A 19,524-nucleotide genomic window follows, 5' to 3' on the forward strand; every position below is an offset into this window, starting at 1 on the left:
GGGCGCTCAGCTCATCACGGCCTTCTTGCGCGACCTGGGCATATCGACGAAATGCACGCTGCCCTGCGGCTTCTTGCCGAACAGCGCGCCATCCGAGGTGCCGCCCGAGCAGCCGTTGCCGAAGGTGAAGCCGCAGCTGGCCTTGTCGTTGAAGCTGTCCTCGACCATTTCCTTGTGCGAGGACGGGATCACGAAGCGGTCCTCGTAGTTGGCGATCGCCATGGTCTTGTACATGTCCTCGACCTGCGCTGGTGTCAGCCCCACTTGCCTGAGCACGTCCAGGTCCTGCACGCCGTCCACCACCTGCGAGCGCTTGTAGGCGCGCATTGCCAGCATGCGGTCCAGCGCCGACAGCACCGGCATCACGTCGCCCGCGGTTAGCAGGTTGGCCAGGTACTTGACCGGGATGCGCAGGCTCTTGACGTCGGGGATGATGCCGTTCATGCCCATGTGGCCCGCTTCGGCCGCCGACTGGATCGGCGACAGCGGCGGGATGTACCAGACCATCGGCAGCGTGCGGTACTCGGGGTGCAGCGGGAAGGCGATCTTCCATTCGCACGCCATCTTGTACACCGGCGACTTGCGCGCGGCATCGAGCCAGCTTTGCGGGATGCCCTGGCGCAGCGCCTCGGCCTGCACCGCCGGGTCGTGCGGATCGAGGAACACGTCGAGCTGCGACTGGTACAGGTCGCGTTCATCGGCCACCGACGCGGCGTGCTCGATGCGGTCGGCGTCGTACAGCATCACGCCGAGGTAGCGGATGCGGCCGACGCAGGTCTCGGAGCAGACCGTAGGCTGGCCAGCCTCGATGCGCGGATAGCAGAACAGGCATTTCTCGGCCTTGCCGCTCTGCCAGTTGAAGTAGATCTTCTTGTACGGGCAGCCCGAGATGCACATGCGCCAACCGCGGCACTTGTCCTGGTCGACCAGTACGATGCCATCATCCTCGCGCTTGTAGATCGAGCCCGACGGGCAAGAGGCCACGCAGGCCGGGTTCAGGCAGTGCTCGCACAGGCGCGGCAGGTACATCATGAAGGTGTTCTCGAAGGTCGAGTACATCTCCTTCTGCACGTCGTCGAAGAGCTTGTCGCGGCCGCGCGAGCTGAACTCGCCGCCGAGGTCGTCTTCCCAGTTCGGGCCCCACTCGATCTTTTCCATCTTGCGGCCGGTCAGCACCGAGACCGGGCGCGCGGTGGGCGGGGTCTGCGACAGCGGCGCCTTCTGCAGGTGCTCGTAGTCGTAGGTGAACGGCTCGTAGTACTCGTCGATCTGCGGCAGGTTGGGGTTGGCGAACAGGTTCGCCAGGATCTTCAGCTTGCCGCCCTGGCGCGGCTCCAGCGTGCCGTCGGGGTTGCGCTTCCAGCCGCCCTGCCACTTGTCCTGGTTCTCCCATTCCTTGGGATAGCCGATGCCGGGCTTGGTCTCGACGTTGTTGAACCACGCGTACTCGACGCCGTCGCGGCTGGTCCAGACGTTCTTGCAGGTTACGGAGCAGGTATGGCAGCCGATGCACTTGTCGAGGTTCAGCACCATGGCCACCTGGGCGCGGATCTTCATTGCGTTGCTCCTTCCTTCTCTGTCTTTTCCACGAGCGGCCCTTCGAGCCAGTCGACCTTCTTCATCTTGCGCAGGATCACGAACTCATCGCGGTTGCTGCCCACGGTGCCGTAGTAGTTGAAGCCATAGGCGAGCTGCGCGTAGCCGCCGATCATGTGCGTGGGCTTGGTCACGGCGCGCGTGACCGAGTTATGGATGCCGCCGCGCATGCCGCTGGTCTCGGCGCCAGGCACGTTCACGATCTTCTCCTGGGCGTGGTACATCAGGCACATGCCCTTGGGCACGCGCTGCGACACCACGACGCGCGCGGTCAGCGTGCCGTTGACGTTGAACACCTCGACCCAGTCGTTGTCGCGGATGCCGTTGGCCTTGGCCTCGACTTCCGAGATCCACACGTGCGGGCCGCCGCGCGACAGCGTCAGCATGCGCAGGTTGTCCGAATACGTGGAGTGGATCCCCCACTTCTGGTGCGGCGTGATCCAGTTCAGCACCAGCTCCGGGTTGCCGTTGGGCTTCTTGCCCAGCATCGGCGCCACGGTCTTGGTGTCGATGGCCGGCTTGTACACGCAGGCGCCCTCGCCGAAGTCCAGCATCCATCGGTGGTCCTGGTAGAACTGCTGGCGGCCGGTGAGTGTGCGCCAGGGGATCAGTTCGTGCACGTTGGTGTAGCCGGCGTTGTAGCTGACCTCTTCCGATTCCAGCCCCGACCACGTCGGCGCGGAAATGATCTTGCGCGGCTGCGCCTGCACGTCGCGGAAGCGGATCTTGTCGTGCTCGCGCCCTTCGGCCAGGTGGGTGTGATCGCGGCCGGTGATCTTCGAAAGCGCTTCCCACGCCTTGACGGCGACGTGGCCGTTGGTTTCGGGCGCGAAGGTCAGGATCATCTCGGCGGCGTCGATCGCCGTTTCGAGCTTCGGGCGGCCCTGGCTCACGCCCGGTTCCGTCACCGTATGGCTCAGCTCGCCGATTTCCTTCACCTCATGCCGGGTGTTCCAGTTGATGCCCTTCCCGCCATTGCCGAGCTTGTCGAGCAGCGGGCCGATCGAGGTGAATTTCTTGTAGATGTCCGCGTAGTTGCGCTCGACCACCGTCATCGACGGCGCGGTCTTGCCCGGGATCAGGTCGCACTCGCCGGCCTTCCAGTCCTTCGGCTCGAACGGCTGCCCCAGTTCGCCCGGGGTGTCGTGCAGCAGCGGCGTGCACACCAGGTCCTTGCGGGTGCCCAGGTACGGGCCGGCGATCTCGCTGAACTTCTTCGCGATGGCCTTGTAGATTTCCCAGTCGGTCTTGCTTTCCCACAGCGGCTGCACGGCCTCGGACAGCGGGTGGATGAAGGGGTGCATGTCGGACGTGTTGAGGTCGTCCTTCTCGTACCAGGTTGCCGTCGGCAGCACGATGTCACCGTACAGGCAGGTGGTGCTCATGCGGAAGTCCAGCACGGTCAGCAGGTCGAGCTTGCCTTCGGCGGCCGGGCGCACGTTGACTTCGCTCGGCGTGATCGCATCGTTTTCATCCCCGAACACGGCGTTCTGCGTGCCGAGCAGGTACTTCAGGAAGTACTCATGCCCCTTGCCCGAGCTGCCCAGGATGTTGGAGCGCCACACGAACATATTGCGCGGGAAGTTGGCGGGATTGTCGGGATCGTCGCAGGCGAACTGCAGCGCGCCAGACTTCAGCTGCTCGACGGTGTAGGCCACCGGATCCTTGCCGGCTTGCTCGGCCGCGTCGACCACGTCGAGCGGATTGCTGCCGAGCTGCGGCGCCGACGGCAGCCAGCCCATGCGCTCGGACCTGGCGTTCAGGTCCAGCAGCGACAGGCCGTCATAGCGCTTGCGGTCGGCGGTCGGCGACAGGATCTCGTCGACGGCCAGCTTCTCGTGGCGCCACTGGCTGGTGTGGTTGTAGAAGAACGAGGTGCCGTTCATCTGGCGCGGCGGGCGCGACCAGTCCAGGCCGAACGCCAGCGGGGCCCAGCCGAACTGCGGGCGCAGCTTCTCCTGCCCCACGTAGTGGGCCCAGCCGCCGCCGCTCTTGCCGATGCAGCCGCACATCATCAGCAGGTTGACGATGCCGCGGTAGATCATGTCGTTGTGGTACCAGTGGTTCAGCGCGGCACCGACGATCACCATGCTCTTGCCCTGCGTGCGGTCGGCGTTGTCGGCGAACTCGCGCGCCACCTGGGTCACCAGGCGGGCCGGCACGGAGGTGTGCTTTTCCTGCCAGGCCGGGGTGTAGGGCACGTCGTCTTCATACGACGATGCCACGTTGGGGCCGCCCAGGCCCTGGTCGACACCGTAGTTGGCCATCTGCAGGTCGTACACGGTCGCCACCAGCGCGGTGCTGCCGTCGGCCAGCGTGATGCGGCGCGCCGGCACGCGGCGGCGCAGCAGTTCGTCGTGTTCGCCGCCGAAGTAGGGGAAGCCGACTTCCACTACCTCATCGTGCTGGCTGATAAGCGACAGGCGCGGCTCGACCGGGCGGCCGCTGCCCCCGTCCTTCATTTCCAGGTTCCAGCGGCCTACCTTCTCGCCGCCGTTGTGGGCGGCCTCGCCCCAGCGGAAGCCGATCGAGCCGTTGGGCGCGACGATCTCGCCGGTGGTGTCGTCGATCTGCAGCGTCTTCCACTCGGGATGATTGGCTTCGCCGAGGTTGTCGGCCAGGTGCGAGGCGCGCAGGAAGTGGTCGGGCACCAGCGTGCCTGCGTTGTCCTGGTTTTCGCGCAGCAGCACCAGCATCGGCATGTCGGTGTACTGCCTGATGTAGTCGCGGAAGTAGGCGGACTTGCCGTTGGCGTGGAACTCCTTCAGCACCACGTGGCCCATGGCCATCGCCAGCGCGGCATCGGTGCCCTGCTTCGGCGCCAGCCAGATATCGCCGAACTTGACCATCTCGCCGAAGTCGGACGAGACGGCGACGGTCTTGGTGCCCTTGTAGCGGACCTCGGTATAGAAGTGCGCATCGGGCGTGCGCGTCTGCGGCACGTTGGAGCCCCACACCATCAGGTAGGTCGAGTTGTACCAGTCCGCCGATTCGGGCACGTCGGTCTGTTCGCCCCAGATCTGCGGGCTGGCCGGCGGCAGGTCGCAGTACCAGTCGTAGAACGACAGGCAGGCGCCGCCGAGCAGGCTCAGGTACCGCGCGCCGGCGGCGTACGAGACCATCGACATGGCCGGGATCGGCGAGAAGCCGATCACTCGGTCGGGGCCGAACTTCTTCACGGTGAAGGCGTTGGCCGCGGCGATCATCTCCGTGGCGGTGTTCCAGTCGGCGCGCACGAAGCCGCCCTGGCCGCGCACGCTCTTGTAGCGCGCCGCCTTCTTCGGGTCCTGGCTGATCGATTCCCAGGCGGCGACCGGGTCCATGGTCTTGCGGGCCTCGCGCCACATCTCCATCAGGCGGCCGCGGATCATCGGGTACTTGACGCGCTGCGCGGAGTAGACGTACCAGCTGTACGACGCGCCGCGCGGACAGCCGCGGGGCTCGTGGTTGGGCAGGTCGGGGCGCGTGCGCGGGTAGTCGGTCTGCTGCGTTTCCCAGGTGATCAGGCCGTTCTTGACGTAGACCTTCCAGGAGCAGGAGCCGGTGCAGTTCACGCCGTGGGTGGAGCGCACGATCTTGTCGTGCTGCCAGCGGCTGCGGTAGCCGTCTTCCCACTTGCGGTCTTCGTTCACCACCGCGCCGTGGCCGTCCGCATAGGTGGACTTGACGCGCGACATGAACTTCAGTCGATCCAGGAAATGACTCATTTGCTTGTTCTCCGCGAGGCTTTTCTGCGGGGCTCCGGGGCTTGCCGGAGCGTTTGCAGGGACACCTTGAGCTTATGGGGGAGCGGCGCGGCAGCCAATTCGCTGGTGGAACAGCCGCCGCATGGCGATCGGGGGAGGTGCCGGCCGCGGGACTAGTTCCGAAGAACTAGTCCGGCCGGCAAGGCGGTCAGCAGGGCATGGGCGCGTTGCGGCGCGCGTAGTACCACCAGGTCACCAGTACGCAGCTGACATAGAAGGCGATGAAGCAGTACAGCGCGGTGTCGGGGGCACCGGTCAGTTCCAGCGAGGTGCCGAAGCTCTTTGGGATGAAGAAGCCGCCGTACGCACCGATCGCGCCGGAAAAGCCCAGCACCGCTGCGGATTCCTTGCCGGCGTCCTGCAGCGCCTGGCGCTGCGCGGCGTCGCCCTTGCCCTTCGCGGCGCGCTGGCGCTCGGTCAGGAAGATCACCGGGATCATGCGGAAGGTCGAACCATTGCCGATGCCGGTCAGCGCGAACAGCGCGATGAAGGCCGCGAGGAAGTATGTGAAGTTGCCGCCGGCGCCGTCATGCGGCAGCGCCGCCAGCACGGCGAACACCGCCACGATCATGCCGATGAAGGTCCACAGCGTGACGCGCGCACCGCCGAGCTTGTCGGAGATCCAGCCGCCCACGGGACGCGTCAGCGCGCCGACCAGGGGCCCGAGGAAGGCATAGGCGGTGGGGTTCACGCCCGGGAACTGCGACTTGGTCAAGAGCGCCAGCCCGGCCGAGAAGCCGATGAACGAGCCGAAGGTGCCCACGTACAGCCAGCACATCAGCCAGTTGTGCTTGCGCTTGAAGATCACGGCCTGCTCGGCGAACGACGCCTTGGCATCGGCGATGTCATGCATGCCGAACCACGCGGCCAGCGCCGACACCACGATGAACGGCACCCAGATAAAGCCCGCATTCTGCAGCCACAGGTCCTGCGTGGCGCCGTTGGCCTGGAATTGCTGCGGCTCGCCGCCGAGCGCACCGAACACCGCCAGCGACACCACCAGTGGCGTGACGAACTGCACCACCGACACGCCCAGGTTGCCGATGCCGGCATTCAGCCCGGTAGCCAGGCCTTTCTTCGCCTTGGGGAAGAAGAAGCTAATATTGGCCATCGACGAGCTGAAGTTGGCACCGCCCAGCCCGCACAGAAGCGCCAGTACCAGCAGCGTGGGATAGCCGGTGGACGGGTCGCGCAGCGCGAAGCCCATGCCCAGCGCCGGGACCAGCAGCAGCGCGGTGGAGATCGCGGTGAAGCGGCGCCCGCCGAACACCGGCACCAGGAAGGAATAGAAGATGCGCAGCGTGGCGCCCGACAGCGCCGGCAGCGCGGTCAGCCAGAACAGCTGGTTCTTGGTGAACTGGAAGCCGGCGCGGTCGAGGTTGACCGCGACCACGCTCCACAGCATCCAGACCACGAACGCCAGCATCAGCGCGGGGATCGAGATCCACAGGTTGCGATAGGCGATGCGCTCGCCCTCGCTTTGCCAGAACGCCACGTTCTCGGGCTCCCAGCGGGTGAGTACGGATGAGGTCATGATTGGTATGCCTTGGTTGAGAGAGCGCGGAGGCGCGCTTGTGAGGTGAGCAATCAGGCTGCCTGTGTCAGGCCGACAGCCTGTGCCTTGCGCTGGCGTTCAGCGCGGTGGCTGTAGTGCATCCACACCAGGCTCACGCACACCGTGCCGTACATCAGCATGAAGCAGCTGCTGCGGATGCCGGTCAGGTCGGCCAGCATGCCGAACAGGATCGGCAGGATGAAGCCGCCCAGGCCGCCGGCCAGGCCGACCACGCCGGAGACCGCGCCGATGTTGTGCGTGAAATCGTTGGAGATGAACTTGAATACCGAGGCCTTGCCGATGGCGAAGGCGATGCCGACCAAGAACAGCAGGAAGGTGAATACCGTGGGCGTCAGCGCGATGCGGAAGCCCTGCGGGCCGCCGGTGGTCTGGATGATGAAGTCGGTCTGCGGATAGCTGAGCAGGAAGAAGCCGACCCAGCTCACCCACATCACCCACCAGGTGGTGCGGTGTGCGCCGTAGCGGTCGGAGATCCAGCCGCCGATGGCGCGCAGCACGCCGCCCGGCAGCGAGAAGCAGGCGGCCAGGAAGGCGGCGGTCTTGATGTCGAAGCCGTATTCGCCGATGTAGTACTTGGTCATCCACAGCGACAGGCCGACATAGCCGCCGAACACCACCGAGTAGTACTGCGAATAGCGCCACACGCGCGGGTCGCGCATCACCGCCAGCTGCTCGCGCCAGCCCACGCTGGACTTGACCATGTGCGCCGGGTTGCTGCGCGAGAGCACCCAGAACAGCAGCGCGGTGACGAGCATCGCCACCGAATAGACGCGCGGCACGATGGTCCAGGTGCCGGCCGCCAGGATCATCGCCGGCGCGACGAACTTGGTCAGTGCCGCGCCCGAGTTGCCGGCGCCGAAGATGCCCATCGCCAGGCCCTGGCGCGAGCGCGGGAACCAGCGCGCCACGTAGGGCGTGCCGACCGAGAACGACCCGCCCGCCAGGCCGACGAACAGGCCCAGCACCAGCAGTTGCCACAGGCTGTGCGCGTAGGAGATCAGCCAGATCGGGACCACCGTGGCCAGCATCAGCACGAAGAAGACGATGCGGCCGCCGAAGCGGTCGGTCCAGATGCCCAGCGGCACGCGGATCAGCGAGCCGCTCAGCACCGGCGTGGCGGCCAGCAGGCCGAATTCAGTGTCGTTGAGACCGAGTTCCTGCTTGAGCGGGATGCCCAGGACGGCGAACAGCATCCAGACGGCAAAGCAGATGGTGAAGGCGAAAGTACTGGACGCCAGCGTGAGTGCCGCGCCGGCTGGAACGGGTTCCGGCGCGCGTGTTTGGGTGGCCATGGCCATGCTCCTGTGTCAACTTTGGCGGGGGTGATGCCAGAGTAGGGGCGGCCACTGGTGCTGCCTATTCGCCGGCAGCACAGCACGCCACATGGAGCGATCTGTCGTTGGAGGTAGTTCCACCGGCGGAGGTTGGTGGCGCGGCGCTGGTGCTATCGTGATCGCAGCACGCATGGCACCCGTTTGCGTGCTTGCGGCAATCCTGCGCCAGATCAAGAATCTGACGCCTGCCGCCCCGGCACTGCCGGATTCACCAGATATACCGACCCTTCCGCCCGCCATGGAAACCATCCCGATCCTTCCTTCCCGGCCTTCGCCTTCCGGCAAAAAACCGGGCGGGCCGCCGCCGCGTGGCTTCGCCTTGTTCGCGCTGGGGTTCCGGCCGTTCTACCTGGGCGGCGCGGCCTTTGCCGCGCTGGCGATCGCGGCATGGTCGGCAATGCTCGCGGGCATGCAGTCGGTCGGGCCGGCGCCGGTGCTGCCAGGGATGTTCTGGCACGCGCACGAGATGGTGTTCGGCTTTGCCGCGGCGATCGTGGTGGGTTTCCTGTTCACCGCGGGACGCGCCTGGACCAGTCAGCCCACGCCGACCGGTGCCGCGCTGGCCGTGCTGTTCCTGTTGTGGCTGGCGGGACGCGTTGGCATGTGGATCGCGCCGGGCACCGTTGCCTTCGCCATCGAAGGCGCATTCCTGCCGCTGGCGGCGCTGGCCTTCACGCGCACGCTGGCCAGGGCCGGCAACCGGCGCAACTACCCGCTCGCACTGGCGCTGTGGCTGCTCGCCGTGGCCAATATCGCTGCATTGTGGCTGCAGGCCGGCGGGCACGACGTCGCGGCGCTGCATGCCTGTCGCGCCGGCGTGGCGCTGGTGACGCTGTTCGTGGTGGTGATCGGCGGCCGCGTGATCCCGATGTTTACCACCAACGCGATTCCCGGTTTCCGCCTGCGGCAGTACCAGCAGGCCGATCGGATGGTGATCCCGGCAACGGTGCTGGGGCTGGCCTCGGGACTGCTGCCCTTGCCGGCATGGCTGGCCGCGGCGCTGTCGCTGCTCGCTGCCGGCGTGCTGGCGGTGCGCGTGGCGGGATGGCGCGGCTATGCGGTGGGCAACCGGCCACTGCTGTGGGTGCTGCATCTCGCCTATGCGTGGCTGCCGCTAGCGTTGCTGCTGCAGGCACTGGGCGCGCTGGGGCTGGCGATGGCCGGGCTGGCGACCCATGCGTTCACGGTGGGCGTGCTCGGCGTGGCCATCATCGCCATGATCACGCGCACCGCTCTGGGCCATACCGGGCGCATGCTGGTGGCCGGCCGCACCGAAACGGTGGCGTACTGGCTGATTGCCATGGCCGCGGTATTGCGCGTGTTCGGTCCGATGGCATGGCCGGCCGGCTATCTGCACTGGATCTGGGGCGCGGGGGCGTGCTGGGTGGCGGGGTTTGGTCTATATGCACTGACCTATGCGCCGCGGCTTGCGCGCCCACGGGTGGACGGCAAGCCGGGTTGAGTGATGCGAATACTCTGGTTCCCGAGTATTGCCTGACAGGCTGCTGCGGTACCGTGGAAGAATGCCTGTAGCGGCATCCCGGGCTATCGCTCAGCGTGAACCTGACCGACAACGTGCTCGACCTCGTCAGCGCCGGCTTCGACCTGGCCATCCGCATCGGCGCGCTCGACGATTCCTCGCTGGTGGCACGCCGCCTTGCCAGCAACCGGCGCGTGCTGTGCGCCGCGCCGGATTACCTGCCCGGCGCGGCACGCCGCGCACGCCGCATGACCTGGCCCGGCACGATTGCCTGGTGCTGGTGGGCAGCCAGGGCCGGCAGGACGTCTGGAGACTGGGCGACGGCCAGGGCGGGGAAATCGCGGTGCGGGTGCGTGGGCGCATCGAGGCCAATACCGGCGAGCTGCTGGCGGACGCAGCGCTGGCCGGCTTCGGCATCGCGCTGCATTCGACCTCCCTCGCGCAGGAGTACGGCGAGAATCCGCCGTGGGGAGCGCCGGCCGGCGCATGAAGCCGGCCGGGGAGGGGGAATCGGGCCGCTTGCCCTAACCCTGCGGGTGCGCCGCCGAGCGCCGGTAGTCGCCCGGTGTCATGCCGGTCCAGCGGCGGAAGGCGCGGAAGAACGAATTGGCATCGTCAAAGCCGAGCCGGAAAGCGATTTCTCCCAGCGACATATTGCCCTCGGTCAGGTATCGGCCGGCCAGTTCGCGACGCACATCTTCGCACAGCGCGCGGAAGCCCGTGCCTGCCGCCATCAGCCGGCGCTGCAGCGTGCGTTCGCTGATGTCGAGGTGGCGCGCCACCGCGGCCAGGCTCAGCGCGCGCTCGCCGGCCAGCTGGTGCAGGGCGGCTCGCACGTCGTCGAGCGATGCCGCCGCGCGCTGCGCGTCGCGCATGGCGGCGGGCGCAGCCGGACGGCTGTGGGCGCGCGCGACCAGGCGCAGCGACAGGTCGCGCCGGCCGAACACGATCGCGTCTTCCGGTTCGCCAAAGCGCACCGGGCAATCGAAGGCTTCGGTATAGCGCAGGTGCCAGTCGGGCTGGCCGATGCGCAGCGAGACCCGCAGCGGATGCAGCGGCTTGCGCGTGAACTGGCGCCCGAAGGCCAGCAGCGAGCACAACTCCATGTCGATGCGGGGGCGGGTGTCAGGCGCCTCCGGCTCGCTCGGGCGGATACAGACCCAGGCCTCTTCGCCCTGCCGGCGCAGTTCGATGCGGTCGCCCATCATCAGCTTCTGGTAGCGCGCGATACGCCGCAGCGCCGTGCCCAACGACGGGCCCGCCATGGCCGGCATGCCTGCCAGGCCGAGCAGGTCGGGCTGCATCCGGCTGCCCAGCCACAGGCCGATGGCGGGATCGCCGGTGGCCTGGTAGACCGCGCACAGCAGGTGGCTCGCCTGCTGGGGCCCGGCCTCGGGCGTGTACGGGGCGGAAGACTCGGGATCGGATTCAGGAGCAGGCACGAGCGCCGACACATCGTAACCGCCTTCACGCAGCGCGTGCAGCAGGTCGCGAGGAAACGGCCTGGCCTGGATTGGCTCTTGTAGTGGCATTGTTATTGGCTGGCAAATTGGCGCAAGGCACCTGTGCTAGCCCCCGGTAAGACTGAGATTACGCGGTGGTGGCGGCGCCTTCAAGGGCACGCGGGGGGAGGATGTGTGGTCAAGGCAGCGCAACCGGCGGGCTGGGCAAGGGGGCGCAACACCGGGGGAGGCTTCGACGCGCTGACGAGGGTCGATGCGCGATCGATGCAGCGCGTTGCCTAAAATTTGTGCGGTCCGGTGCGTTGCCGCACAGACCAAGGCTTCCGGGGAGGGTGAAGGCAGGATATCCACAGATTCTGTGGATATCACGCCGGGGTTTTCAACATGGGTTTGTGCGGCTGCCGCAATCTGCCGGAAACCGGTATGCTGCACGGTTTTGGGAGCAGGGCAACACTGCGCAAGCCGCGACGGTGTCACCGCCGGATGCCGTGCATGCCGGTATCGCGCATGGTTCGTGGCCTATCTCCACCGATGTTGCCGCTTTCCCGCTGCCAGCGATCGCCCGGCTGGCGTAACCGCGATGCCAAACTGCCTGCCGCCATGCGCCATGACCGGTCGTCCGCAGTCCCCTCCCGCCTGACCTGCCTCGCCACATTGGCCGCCACCGCGGCACTATGCGGCTGCGTGGCGCAATACCGGGTGCCATCGGGCGCCCCCACGGCCAGCGTGCGGCTGCTGACCAATACCGAAGAAATCACCTCTTTCGCGGTGGTCGACCCGGCCAGGTGCCCGGTGCCGGCACGGCCGCTGATCCTGGCCGGCACGGGCAAGCAGTTGTCGGCAATGGGACGGGATCGCGAACTGGGCCTGCCGGGGCGCTCGCCCGAGCCGCCGGAACGCACGCGCGAACGGCTGGTCGAGGCAGGCCGGCGCATCTACGTGGCCGTGACGTCCGTCGCCGAGCCGCCGTTGCCGGAGCAGCGCTGCGCGGCCGGGGTGTCGTTCGTGCCCGCGCCGGGCGGCCTCTATGAAATCCGGTATCAGCGTGACGAGAGCGCGAGCCAGTGCTCGGCGCAGGTATTGCGGATGCAGCCGCTGGAAGCCGGCGGCGCGCGCCTGACGGCGGAGCCGACGCAGAAGGGCTTCCGCGCGCTGCGCAAGGAGTATGTGTGCCAGGCGCTGTGACGGCGCCCTGGGCGGCGCCGGAACGATAGCGCGCCGGGCAGGCCCCCGCCTGGCCGACAGGCGGGATTACTGCTCGATCAGGAAGCGCTCGGGGCGCTTGCCCAGCCATGCCGGGGCGCGGCCGCGGCCGGACCAGGTCTTGCCGGTCTTGGGATCCATGTACTTGGGGGGCAGCGTCGAACCCGGGGCGGCCGCCTTGCCGGCGGAACCCGCGGGGCGGCCGCGCCTGCGCCGGGGCATGATGTCTTCCGCGGTCAGGCCATATTCGGTCATCAGTTCGCGGATTTTGTCGATCACACCGGCGACTTCCGTCGCACGCACTTCATTCAGCTTGGCTTCCAGCGCTTCTTTCTCTGCCAGGAGTTGCTTGTATGTCGCCATTCATTTCCCCTTTCTGCAATTAGGCCGCTGCATGTTGCTAGAACCTCAGGTGTCGGTAGACATAAAAATTTTACAAAAAATAACGGGGATTGCACGGATTGATTGTGTTTGCGCACAGCCTCACTGTTTTACAGCGCACCGATGCGCGCCATTGCGGTGCTCCTAGTGCGGCGAATGGCAACGCCGCCGCTCCAATTTCCGGGAAAGGAAAAAGCTGGCGCTGCCGGATTTTGCACCTAGACTGGTTCTCTGCGTTGTACAACGCTTTCCGGAGACGTCATGAACCAGCAGATCTTTGTCAATTTGCCAGTACGCGACCTGCAAGAGTCGATCGCGTTCTTTACCAGTCTTGGCTTTACCTTCAATCCGCAATTTACCGATGACACCGCCACCTGCATGATCGTTGGCGAGAACATTTTCGTGATGCTGCTGACCGAAGCCAAATTCCGCAGCTTTTCACCGAATGACATCTGCGATGCGCGCAAATTCACCGAAGTGCTGGTGTGCCTGTCGATGGAAAGCCGAGTGCGCGTGGATGAAATGGTGAATGCCGCGGTGACCGCGGGCGGCAATACCTACAAGCCGCCGATGGACCTGGGATTTATGTACGGGCATGGCTTCCAGGATCTGGATGGCCATGTCTGGGAACTGGTGTACATGGATACGGCGGCAATGCAGGGCGCGCAGTAAGGCGCGCACCAAAAAAAACAGCCCGGGAAAGCAGGAAGCCCGGGCTTGAAATCCACCTGGATCGCGGTGGAGGAGACAACTTGTCGTAGACAGCCCGGGCCAGTTGCCCGGGATGCGGGATGTATCAAGCAGGATCAGATCGCCCAGCCGCCGGCATAGAAGGCAGCCAGTACCACTGCGATGGCGACGGTGCCGACATTGAGCTTGCGCCATTCGCCGGCGATCACGCGGCCGACCACCAGGGTGCAGAAGCCCAGCATGATGCCGGTGACGATATTGCAGGTCAGCACGATAAACACCGCGCAGACCAGGCCGGCCAGCGCATCGACCAGGTCATCCATATGCAGGCGGCTGACGCTGGACAGCATCAGCAGGCCGACGTACATCAGCGCCGGCGCCGTGGCGTACGACGGCACCAGTGCCGCCAGCGGCGAGAAGAACATCACCGCCACGAACAGCAGGCCCACCACCACGGCGGTCAGGCCGGTCTTGGCGCCCGCGGCCACGCCGACGGTCGATTCGATATAGGCCGCGGCCGGTGCGCCGCCAAAGAAGCCGGAGAAGATCGAGCTGACCGAGTCCGCCGTCAGCGCGCGGCCGCCGTTGTGGATATGGCCGGCGGCGTTGAGCTGCCCGGCTTGCCCGGCCACGGCGCGGATGGTGCCGGTGGCGTCGAACACGGCGGTCATCACCAGCGCCAGTACGCTTGGCAGCACCGCAGCGGTCAGCGCGCCGCGCAGGTCCATGGCGCCGATCAGCGAAGCTTGGCCCGGTGCGCTCAGCGACGGCAGTGCGAACACGCCGGTGAACTTCACCGCGGGATCGAAGACGAGGCCCAGCGCCGAGATCGCGATGATCACCAGCAGGATGCCGCCCGGCACCTTGCGCCGCTCCAGGCCGAAGATCGCGGCCAGGCCGAGCACCGACATCACCACCGGGAACGAGGTAATCTTGCCCAGCGCCACCGGCAGTCCGGCGTGGGTGTTCTTGACCACCAGGCCGACTTCATTGGAGGCGATCAGCAGCAGGAACAGGCCGATGCCGATGCCCGTGCCATGCGCGACGCCTGCCGGCAGGTTGCGCAGGATCCAGGAACGCACCCCGGTCACCGAGATCGCGGTGAAGATCAGGCCCATCAGGAACACTGCGCCGAGCGCGACCGCCGGCGACAGGCCCTGGCCGAGCACCAGGCCGAAGGCCATGAATGCAGTCAAGGAAATGGCGCAGCCGATCGCGATCGGCAGCTTGGCCCACAGGCCCATCAGCAGCGAGCCGAAGGCGGTGGTCAGGCACACCGCGACAAAGACCGCGCTGGTGTCGAAGCCGGCCTTGCCCAGCATGCCGGGCACGACGAAGACCGCGTAGACCATTGCCATGAAGGTGGTGATGCCCGCCACCACTTCCTTGCGCTGGGTGCTGCCGCGCGCGGTGATCTCGAAATAGGCGTCGAGCCGGTTCCGGACCTCGGGGACGTTGGGGCGTGCCGCATCGGCTTCCGTCGCTGACGACGGATAGGGCTGCTCGATCATGATGAACTGTCTCCTTGCAGGGCGCTGCAACGTCCGTCGTACGGCGCGTCGTCAGGCTTGTCTCACGTGGTTCGGGCTGTTTTGGGCTGCAGGCCTGGAGGGCCTCGCCAACCCGCTGTTATCGGTGTGCCGGCTTGTCGTTGCCTTCTAGTGCGGGCTTGATCTGGGCAAGGCTGAAGGCTAGGTGAGTGCGAGGGACTCGTCATAACCGCCGCGGAATGCACGGCATGCGCGGTGCGGAATATCGAGTGTGGAGAATGATTATCTTTGAGGCTGAGGCTTCCGCCAGGTGGCGCTTTGGACGCAGGGAATTATCACGCCAGTCATATACGGCCTATAGGTAATGACCCGGATGCCGAACGAGGTACTTCGCTATACTAGGGATAACCCTGAGCTGCCTCGCGCGGCTGGCCAGAACCCGGTCAGATATGCATTGCGAGGCACTGAACATTTCTCCGGTCCGGAAAAGGAAATATTGCCATGCAAGTGCTCGCTGATACGCTTTATCGTCAACCCCGCCAAGCCAGGCCCGAGGCCAGGTCCAATGCCCGTGCTGCCGCCGAACCGGCGCGCGAGACCGATGATTACGCCCGCATGGGCAGCGGCCGCTCGCTGTCGGCTCGTGTTCGCGACTACTTCGCCCGCGGCTGGACGCTCTATCTCGACAACGCCCGCGCAGTCGCGCCGCTGATGCACCTGTAAAGACGCTTCCGTGGCGCGGCCCGCGCTCAGTACATGCCGGTACGTGCCATGAATTGCTGCAGGGTCCAGCCGCGGCCCAGCAGCAGCCGGCGCGTGTGGAGGCCATCGCATTGCTGCGGGCTGACCGTCTCGCCCTGCCATGTCAGTGTCTTCTGGCGCAGGTCGACATAGCCGCCGGCGTAATCCGCGGCCAGCACCTGCCATAGCGCGTGCGCGCCTGCCGACTGGCGGGCGCCGCTCAGCAGGCACAGCCCGCCGTCCAGCGCCCAGCGGTACAGCGCCCTGGCCATGCCGCGGCGCTGGTAAGCGGGCGCAAACTTCGTGTGCGGCGCACGCACCCATGGGTCGGCGCGCCGGCCCACCTCGATCAGCCGGTTGAACACGGTATAGCCGGCCAGGCGCCGCTGCATCAGGTCTTCCACATACACGTAGTACTCGCCGTCGGCTTCGCGGTAGCGCAGCCGCAGCGCCGGCGTGCCCGCCGGCAGCGCGGGCATGTCGTGCAGGCGGTCGCCGGGCCGGTGGATGCGCTCGTGGAGCGCGTCCAGTTCGCGCTCGATCTCGCCCGGGGCCAGTTCCACGTCGATGCGCAATGCCAGGGGACGGGTCAGGACCGGAGTCGGGGCCAGCATCGGGCCCAACATCGGGCCCAACATCGGGCCTAGTGAAGGAAACGGGACCATGGCTGCGCCTCAGGCTTCGAGGAGCAGGTAAAGGGCGGCAAGCGCCACCATGGCAAGAAGGGTCTGGCGGTAGAGCTGAGGCATGGCTGGCTTTCTCCTGGCTGCATGATCAAGCGGATGCCGGATGGCGATCCGCGCCATGTGCCGTGCAGGAAAGCTCAGGTCTGCTGAAGGGTAGTGTCCCGAGCTGCCCGCACGGCCAGGAAAAGCACGGCGCTGCGGACCACGCCGTGGGCGGCGTGGTCAATGGCGTAGCCCGGTTGCTGCGAAGTCACGGCGAACGCCGCCGCCGGCAGGGCCGGGCGGTTCAATGCGGCGATGCGGACGATGCGAGACATGGGGGCGCGGTGCGTCGGATTCGGGGCAACCATGCTTATGCCATATTTGTGCGCCGATGTCCAGCTAACGTGCCGATATCCGCTTTTATCTGCTGTCTACCGACTCGCTGGATGCGGCTATGGCGCTGTTTGGGCCGATCGCACTCGTGCAATCTCAATTGTGAACACTGTCTACATGTACTAGACTCGGATGCATCGTTCAACGGCCTTCCCGCAGGAGCCATGATGACGACGTCCCCCGAAACCGGCCCGATCACGCTGCTGGTCGCCACCACCAAGGGTGCCTGGACCCTGACCAGCGATGCCGCCCGCGGCCACTGGCAGGTGGCAGGTCCCACCTTCCTTGGCCACACCATCCACCACATCGTGCAGGACCCCCGCGAGCCGTCGCGGATGCTGATGGCCGCGCGCACCGGCCACCTTGGCCCGACGGTATTCCGCTCCGCCGACGGCGGACGCAACTGGACCGAGGCCACGCGCCCGCCCGCTTTCGACAAGGCGCCCGAAGGCGAGACCGGCCGCGTGGTCGACCATGTGTTCTGGCTGACTCCCGGCCACGCCAGCGAACCCGGCGCCTGGTACGCCGGCACCTCGCCGCAGGGATTGTTCCGCAGTACCGACCATGGCGCCACGTGGGAGTCCGTGCCGGGCTTCAACAACCACCCGATGTGGCGCAACTGGACCGGCGGCGAGCAGGACGGCACCCCCGACGGGCCCAAGATGCATTCCGTGCTGGTCGATCCGCGCGACAAGCGTCATCTCTATATCGGCATGTCCAGCGGCGGCGTGTTCGAGAGCACCGACGCGGGGGCCGACTGGAAACCGCTGAACCGAGGCAGCCTGGCCCTCTTCCTGCCCGACCCCAACCCGGAATACGGCCAGGATCCGCACTGCGTGCTGCAGCACCCGGCCAATCCCGACATCCTCTACCAGCAGAACCATTGCGGCATCTATCGCATGGACCGGCGCGAAGGTGTGTGGAAGCGCATCGGCGAGGCAATGCCGGCCGAGGTGGGCGACATCGGCTTCCCGATCGTCGCGCATCCGCGCGATGCGCGCACGGTGTGGGTGTTCCCGATGGACGGCAGCGATGTCTGGCCGCGCGTCAGTCCCGGCGGCCACCCTGCGGCCTATATCACCCGCGACGGCGGCGAGACCTGGCAGCGACAGGACCGCGGCCTGCCGCCAGAGCAGGGCTGGTTCACGGTCAAGCGGCAGGCCATGGCCACCGACCGCCACGGGCCGGTGGGCGTGTACTTCGGCACCACCGGCGGCGAGATCTGGGCGAGTGTTGACGAAGGCGAGCACTGGCGCTGCATCGCCAGCCACCTGCCGCAGGTCTACGCCGTCAGCGTGGCGCGGCCGGCCTGAGTCGGAGGGCAGCCATGCAAGTACGCATTGCCACGCCGCTGTTCTCCTACACCGGGCAGCGCGAGTATGTGGAAGCCCACGGCGCGAACATCGGCGCGCTGCTGGACGACCTTGACCGGCAGTTTCCGGGCATGCGGTTCCGCATTGTCGATGAGCAGGGAAAGTTGAGGCCGTATATCCGCGTCTTCGTTAACCGGACGCAGTTGATGCGGCTGGATGCGCCGCTGCGGGAGACCGATGAGGTGCATATCCTGCAGGCGCTGGCGGGGGGCTAGCGACTGCTCGCAGGTGCTGCTGGTTTGCTCCCCTCTCCCACTGCGCGGGAGAGGGGACCGTTCCATCCGGCCAGTGGATGCGCAGCGTCCCTTCAACCCTGGCCAGTTCCAACAGCGCCGGAACCTGCATGCTCAGGCCCCGCCATGCGGATGGCCGATCTGCGCCAGCGCGATCCGCACCGCCTTGCGCACCTCGGGGTCCGCGTCGCTGGCCGCGGCGGACAGCGCCGGCAGCGCGGCGGGATCGCGCAGGCTGCCAAGCGACAGCGCGGCTTCCTTGCGCAGCTTACTGATTGCATGGGCAAGCTGCACGGTGAGGGGCGCCAGCGCCTGCCGGTCCCCGAGCTTGCCCAATGCGCGCGCGGCCTGCAGGCGGACCTGCCAGTAGGCGTCTTCCAGCGCTCCGATCAACGGGCGCACGGCTTCCGCAAATCTGAGCTTGCCGAGCGTCTGCGCCGCTTCCTCGCGCACCTGCCACGCGCTGTCGCCGAGCGCGGCAAGCAGCGCGTTGCGCGCCGAGGCGTCGGCAGCCAGGCCGAGCGCGCCGGCCGCGGCGCGCCGGACTTCGGTGTCGGCATCGCTGGCGGCGACCTGCGCCAGCGCCGGCAGCGCTTCGCTGCGCCTGAGCCAGCCCAGCACGGTCACCGCTTCGCGCCGCACCGGCGCGGCGGCGTCGGCCAGCGCCGCCATCGCGGCAGCGAAGCCCGGCGCGTAGCGCAATTCGCGCAGGCCGCGCCAGGCTGACGCGCGGACAAAGGGATCCTGATGCGTGACCCAGGGCAGCACGGCCGCGCCGGAGTCTGCGTCCTAGTTCCGCCAGTGCCAGTGCTGCCGCCTCTGCCACCTCGCGGTCGGCATCGGCCAGCGCGGCAGCCAGCGCGCGCACGACGGTATCCGTCTCCCAGCTGGCCAGCGTGCGCGCGGCTTCGGCGCGCACCGCCGCGGCGGGATCGGATTGCAGCCGCTGCAGCAGCAGCGGGACGCCGGCTTCGTCTTCAAGGTCGGCCAGTCGCAGCACCGCCACGCGGCGCACGGCGGGGTCGGGGTCGGACAGGCGCGGCGCAATCGCGCCGATGGCAGCAGTCGCTGCTGCTCGACGTCTGGACGCAGATGCGCACCACCGTAGTCTTTGTCACCCACGATATCGAGGCTGGCGAGCGCCAGCGCGAGGCGCA

Annotated in this window: 16 protein-coding genes and 3 pseudogenes; 8 read left to right on the plus strand and 11 right to left on the minus strand. The window is 67.0% G+C overall.

What is annotated here, in order from left to right; all coding sequences use genetic code 11:
• Positions 1 to 6 precede the first annotated feature (6 nt).
• The 4 genes from narH to AC5WJ1_RS23420 all read right to left on the minus strand — a co-directional run bounded on the left by narH (position 7) and on the right by AC5WJ1_RS23420 (position 8,210).
• On the minus strand, positions 7 to 1,557 hold the full coding sequence (narH, locus tag AC5WJ1_RS23405; RefSeq protein WP_434034410.1) for a nitrate reductase subunit beta: 1,551 nt from the start codon (positions 1,555 to 1,557) through the stop codon (positions 7 to 9).
• Positions 1,554 to 5,303: a nitrate reductase subunit alpha gene (locus AC5WJ1_RS23410; RefSeq protein ID WP_494476583.1), complete on the minus strand. Its 3,750-nt coding sequence runs from the start codon at positions 5,301 to 5,303 to the stop codon at positions 1,554 to 1,556. Before AC5WJ1_RS23410 ends, narH begins: the two co-directional genes overlap by 4 nt.
• Positions 5,304 to 5,490: 187 nt before the next feature.
• Positions 5,491 to 6,876: a NarK family nitrate/nitrite MFS transporter gene (locus tag AC5WJ1_RS23415; protein ID WP_135703191.1), complete on the minus strand. Its 1,386-nt coding sequence runs from the start codon at positions 6,874 to 6,876 to the stop codon at positions 5,491 to 5,493.
• Positions 6,877 to 6,929: 53 nt separating this feature from the next.
• Positions 6,930 to 8,210 carry an MFS transporter gene (locus AC5WJ1_RS23420; RefSeq protein ID WP_494476584.1) on the minus strand — a complete coding sequence of 427 codons (1,281 nt, stop codon included), beginning with the start codon at positions 8,208 to 8,210 and terminating at the stop codon, positions 6,930 to 6,932.
• 280 nt (positions 8,211 to 8,490) lie between these two features.
• On the opposite strand from AC5WJ1_RS23420, the gene AC5WJ1_RS23425 reads away from it, so the two are divergent.
• On the plus strand, positions 8,491 to 9,714 hold the full coding sequence (locus AC5WJ1_RS23425) for an NnrS family protein (protein WP_494476974.1): 1,224 nt from the start codon (positions 8,491 to 8,493) through the stop codon (positions 9,712 to 9,714).
• 71 nt (positions 9,715 to 9,785) lie between these two features.
• A pseudogene (locus tag AC5WJ1_RS23430) lies at positions 9,786 to 10,165 on the plus strand (substrate binding domain-containing protein); the annotation flags it as partial.
• A 91-nt stretch (positions 10,166 to 10,256) separates the two neighbouring features.
• On the opposite strand, the gene AC5WJ1_RS23435 reads toward AC5WJ1_RS23430, so the two are convergent.
• On the minus strand, positions 10,257 to 11,264 hold the full coding sequence (locus tag AC5WJ1_RS23435; RefSeq protein ID WP_135703188.1) for an AraC family transcriptional regulator: 1,008 nt from the start codon (positions 11,262 to 11,264) through the stop codon (positions 10,257 to 10,259).
• Positions 11,265 to 11,894: 630 nt separating this feature from the next.
• Here AC5WJ1_RS23435 and AC5WJ1_RS23440 point away from each other — a divergent pair.
• Complete coding sequence (locus tag AC5WJ1_RS23440) at positions 11,895 to 12,380, plus strand: hypothetical protein (protein ID WP_494476585.1); 486 nt, start codon at positions 11,895 to 11,897, stop codon at positions 12,378 to 12,380.
• Between the two features lie 66 nt (positions 12,381 to 12,446).
• On the opposite strand, the gene AC5WJ1_RS23445 is transcribed toward AC5WJ1_RS23440, so the two are convergent.
• Positions 12,447 to 12,761 (minus strand): H-NS histone family protein, encoded by a 315-nt coding sequence (locus AC5WJ1_RS23445; protein ID WP_494476586.1) that lies wholly within the window; start codon positions 12,759 to 12,761, stop codon positions 12,447 to 12,449.
• A gap of 279 nt (positions 12,762 to 13,040) precedes the next feature.
• Between AC5WJ1_RS23445 and AC5WJ1_RS23450 the strand changes: the two genes are divergently transcribed.
• Positions 13,041 to 13,451 (plus strand): VOC family protein, encoded by a 411-nt coding sequence (locus AC5WJ1_RS23450; RefSeq protein ID WP_434034414.1) that lies wholly within the window; start codon positions 13,041 to 13,043, stop codon positions 13,449 to 13,451.
• Between the two features lie 134 nt (positions 13,452 to 13,585).
• Here the strand turns inward: AC5WJ1_RS23450 and AC5WJ1_RS23455 are convergent, their stop codons facing one another.
• Positions 13,586 to 14,980 carry an NCS2 family permease gene (locus tag AC5WJ1_RS23455; RefSeq protein WP_195430033.1) on the minus strand — a complete coding sequence of 465 codons (1,395 nt, stop codon included), beginning with the start codon at positions 14,978 to 14,980 and terminating at the stop codon, positions 13,586 to 13,588.
• A 480-nt stretch (positions 14,981 to 15,460) separates the two neighbouring features.
• Between AC5WJ1_RS23455 and AC5WJ1_RS23460 the strand changes: the two genes are divergently transcribed.
• Positions 15,461 to 15,682 carry a hypothetical protein gene (locus tag AC5WJ1_RS23460; protein WP_135703185.1) on the plus strand — a complete coding sequence of 74 codons (222 nt, stop codon included), beginning with the start codon at positions 15,461 to 15,463 and terminating at the stop codon, positions 15,680 to 15,682.
• A gap of 26 nt (positions 15,683 to 15,708) precedes the next feature.
• Here AC5WJ1_RS23460 and AC5WJ1_RS23465 read toward each other — a convergent pair whose 3' ends face one another.
• Genes AC5WJ1_RS23465 through AC5WJ1_RS23475 form a run of 3 tightly spaced genes read right to left on the minus strand, consistent with a single transcriptional unit; the run spans position 15,709 to position 16,703 of the window.
• Positions 15,709 to 16,314: an N-acetyltransferase gene (locus tag AC5WJ1_RS23465; protein WP_240745839.1), complete on the minus strand. Its 606-nt coding sequence runs from the start codon at positions 16,312 to 16,314 to the stop codon at positions 15,709 to 15,711.
• Positions 16,315 to 16,374: 60 nt separating this feature from the next.
• Complete coding sequence (locus tag AC5WJ1_RS23470; protein WP_255519863.1) at positions 16,375 to 16,506, minus strand: hypothetical protein; 132 nt, start codon at positions 16,504 to 16,506, stop codon at positions 16,375 to 16,377.
• 17 nt (positions 16,507 to 16,523) lie between these two features.
• A complete protein-coding gene (locus AC5WJ1_RS23475) occupies positions 16,524 to 16,703 on the minus strand; it encodes a glycosyl hydrolase (RefSeq protein ID WP_133095901.1) in 180 nt (59 codons plus the stop codon).
• Between the two features lie 222 nt (positions 16,704 to 16,925).
• Between AC5WJ1_RS23475 and AC5WJ1_RS23480 the strand changes: the two genes are divergently transcribed.
• Together AC5WJ1_RS23480 and AC5WJ1_RS23485 are read left to right on the plus strand one after the other, a co-directional pair.
• A complete protein-coding gene (locus AC5WJ1_RS23480; protein ID WP_494476587.1) occupies positions 16,926 to 18,074 on the plus strand; it encodes a glycosyl hydrolase in 1,149 nt (382 codons plus the stop codon).
• 14 nt (positions 18,075 to 18,088) lie between these two features.
• The gene (locus tag AC5WJ1_RS23485) at positions 18,089 to 18,349 is read left to right on the plus strand and encodes a MoaD/ThiS family protein (RefSeq protein ID WP_063237368.1); all 261 of its coding nucleotides are present in this window, start codon (positions 18,089 to 18,091) and stop codon (positions 18,347 to 18,349) included.
• A 132-nt stretch (positions 18,350 to 18,481) separates the two neighbouring features.
• Here the strand turns inward: AC5WJ1_RS23485 and AC5WJ1_RS23490 are convergent.
• Positions 18,482 to 19,424, minus strand: a pseudogene (locus AC5WJ1_RS23490) (HEAT repeat domain-containing protein).
• Here AC5WJ1_RS23490 and AC5WJ1_RS23495 point away from each other — a divergent pair.
• Positions 19,409 to 19,498, plus strand: a pseudogene (locus AC5WJ1_RS23495) (ABC transporter ATP-binding protein); the annotation flags it as partial. The pseudogenes AC5WJ1_RS23490 and AC5WJ1_RS23495 sit on opposite strands and share 16 nt — an antisense overlap.
• Between the last annotated feature and the right edge of the window lie 26 nt (positions 19,499 to 19,524).

Source organism: Cupriavidus sp. MEYA8, from assembly GCF_059278825.1.

What these genes read in the sequence shown, in the direction of transcription:
- AC5WJ1_RS23415 (WP_135703191.1), bottom strand. Translation starts at nt 6,876, where the DNA reads ATGACCTCATCCGTACTCACCCGCTGGGAGCCCGAGAACGTGGCGTTC.
- AC5WJ1_RS23460 (WP_135703185.1), top strand. Translation starts at nt 15,461, where the DNA reads ATGCAAGTGCTCGCTGATACGCTTTATCGTCAACCCCGCCAAGCCAGG.
- narH (WP_434034410.1), bottom strand. Translation starts at nt 1,557, where the DNA reads ATGAAGATCCGCGCCCAGGTGGCCATGGTGCTGAACCTCGACAAGTGC.
- AC5WJ1_RS23485 (WP_063237368.1), top strand. Translation starts at nt 18,089, where the DNA reads ATGCAAGTACGCATTGCCACGCCGCTGTTCTCCTACACCGGGCAGCGC.
- AC5WJ1_RS23465 (WP_240745839.1), bottom strand. Translation starts at nt 16,314, where the DNA reads ATGCTGGCCCCGACTCCGGTCCTGACCCGTCCCCTGGCATTGCGCATC.
- AC5WJ1_RS23420 (WP_494476584.1), bottom strand. Translation starts at nt 8,210, where the DNA reads ATGGCCACCCAAACACGCGCGCCGGAACCCGTTCCAGCCGGCGCGGCA.
- AC5WJ1_RS23435 (WP_135703188.1), bottom strand. Translation starts at nt 11,264, where the DNA reads ATGCCACTACAAGAGCCAATCCAGGCCAGGCCGTTTCCTCGCGACCTG.
- AC5WJ1_RS23410 (WP_494476583.1), bottom strand. Translation starts at nt 5,303, where the DNA reads ATGAGTCATTTCCTGGATCGACTGAAGTTCATGTCGCGCGTCAAGTCC.
- AC5WJ1_RS23425 (WP_494476974.1), top strand. Translation starts at nt 8,491, where the DNA reads ATGGAAACCATCCCGATCCTTCCTTCCCGGCCTTCGCCTTCCGGCAAA.
- AC5WJ1_RS23480 (WP_494476587.1), top strand. Translation starts at nt 16,926, where the DNA reads ATGATGACGACGTCCCCCGAAACCGGCCCGATCACGCTGCTGGTCGCC.
- AC5WJ1_RS23445 (WP_494476586.1), bottom strand. Translation starts at nt 12,761, where the DNA reads ATGGCGACATACAAGCAACTCCTGGCAGAGAAAGAAGCGCTGGAAGCC.
- AC5WJ1_RS23450 (WP_434034414.1), top strand. Translation starts at nt 13,041, where the DNA reads ATGAACCAGCAGATCTTTGTCAATTTGCCAGTACGCGACCTGCAAGAG.
- AC5WJ1_RS23470 (WP_255519863.1), bottom strand. Translation starts at nt 16,506, where the DNA reads ATGGCGCGGATCGCCATCCGGCATCCGCTTGATCATGCAGCCAGGAGA.
- AC5WJ1_RS23475 (WP_133095901.1), bottom strand. Translation starts at nt 16,703, where the DNA reads ATGTCTCGCATCGTCCGCATCGCCGCATTGAACCGCCCGGCCCTGCCG.
- AC5WJ1_RS23455 (WP_195430033.1), bottom strand. Translation starts at nt 14,980, where the DNA reads ATGATCGAGCAGCCCTATCCGTCGTCAGCGACGGAAGCCGATGCGGCA.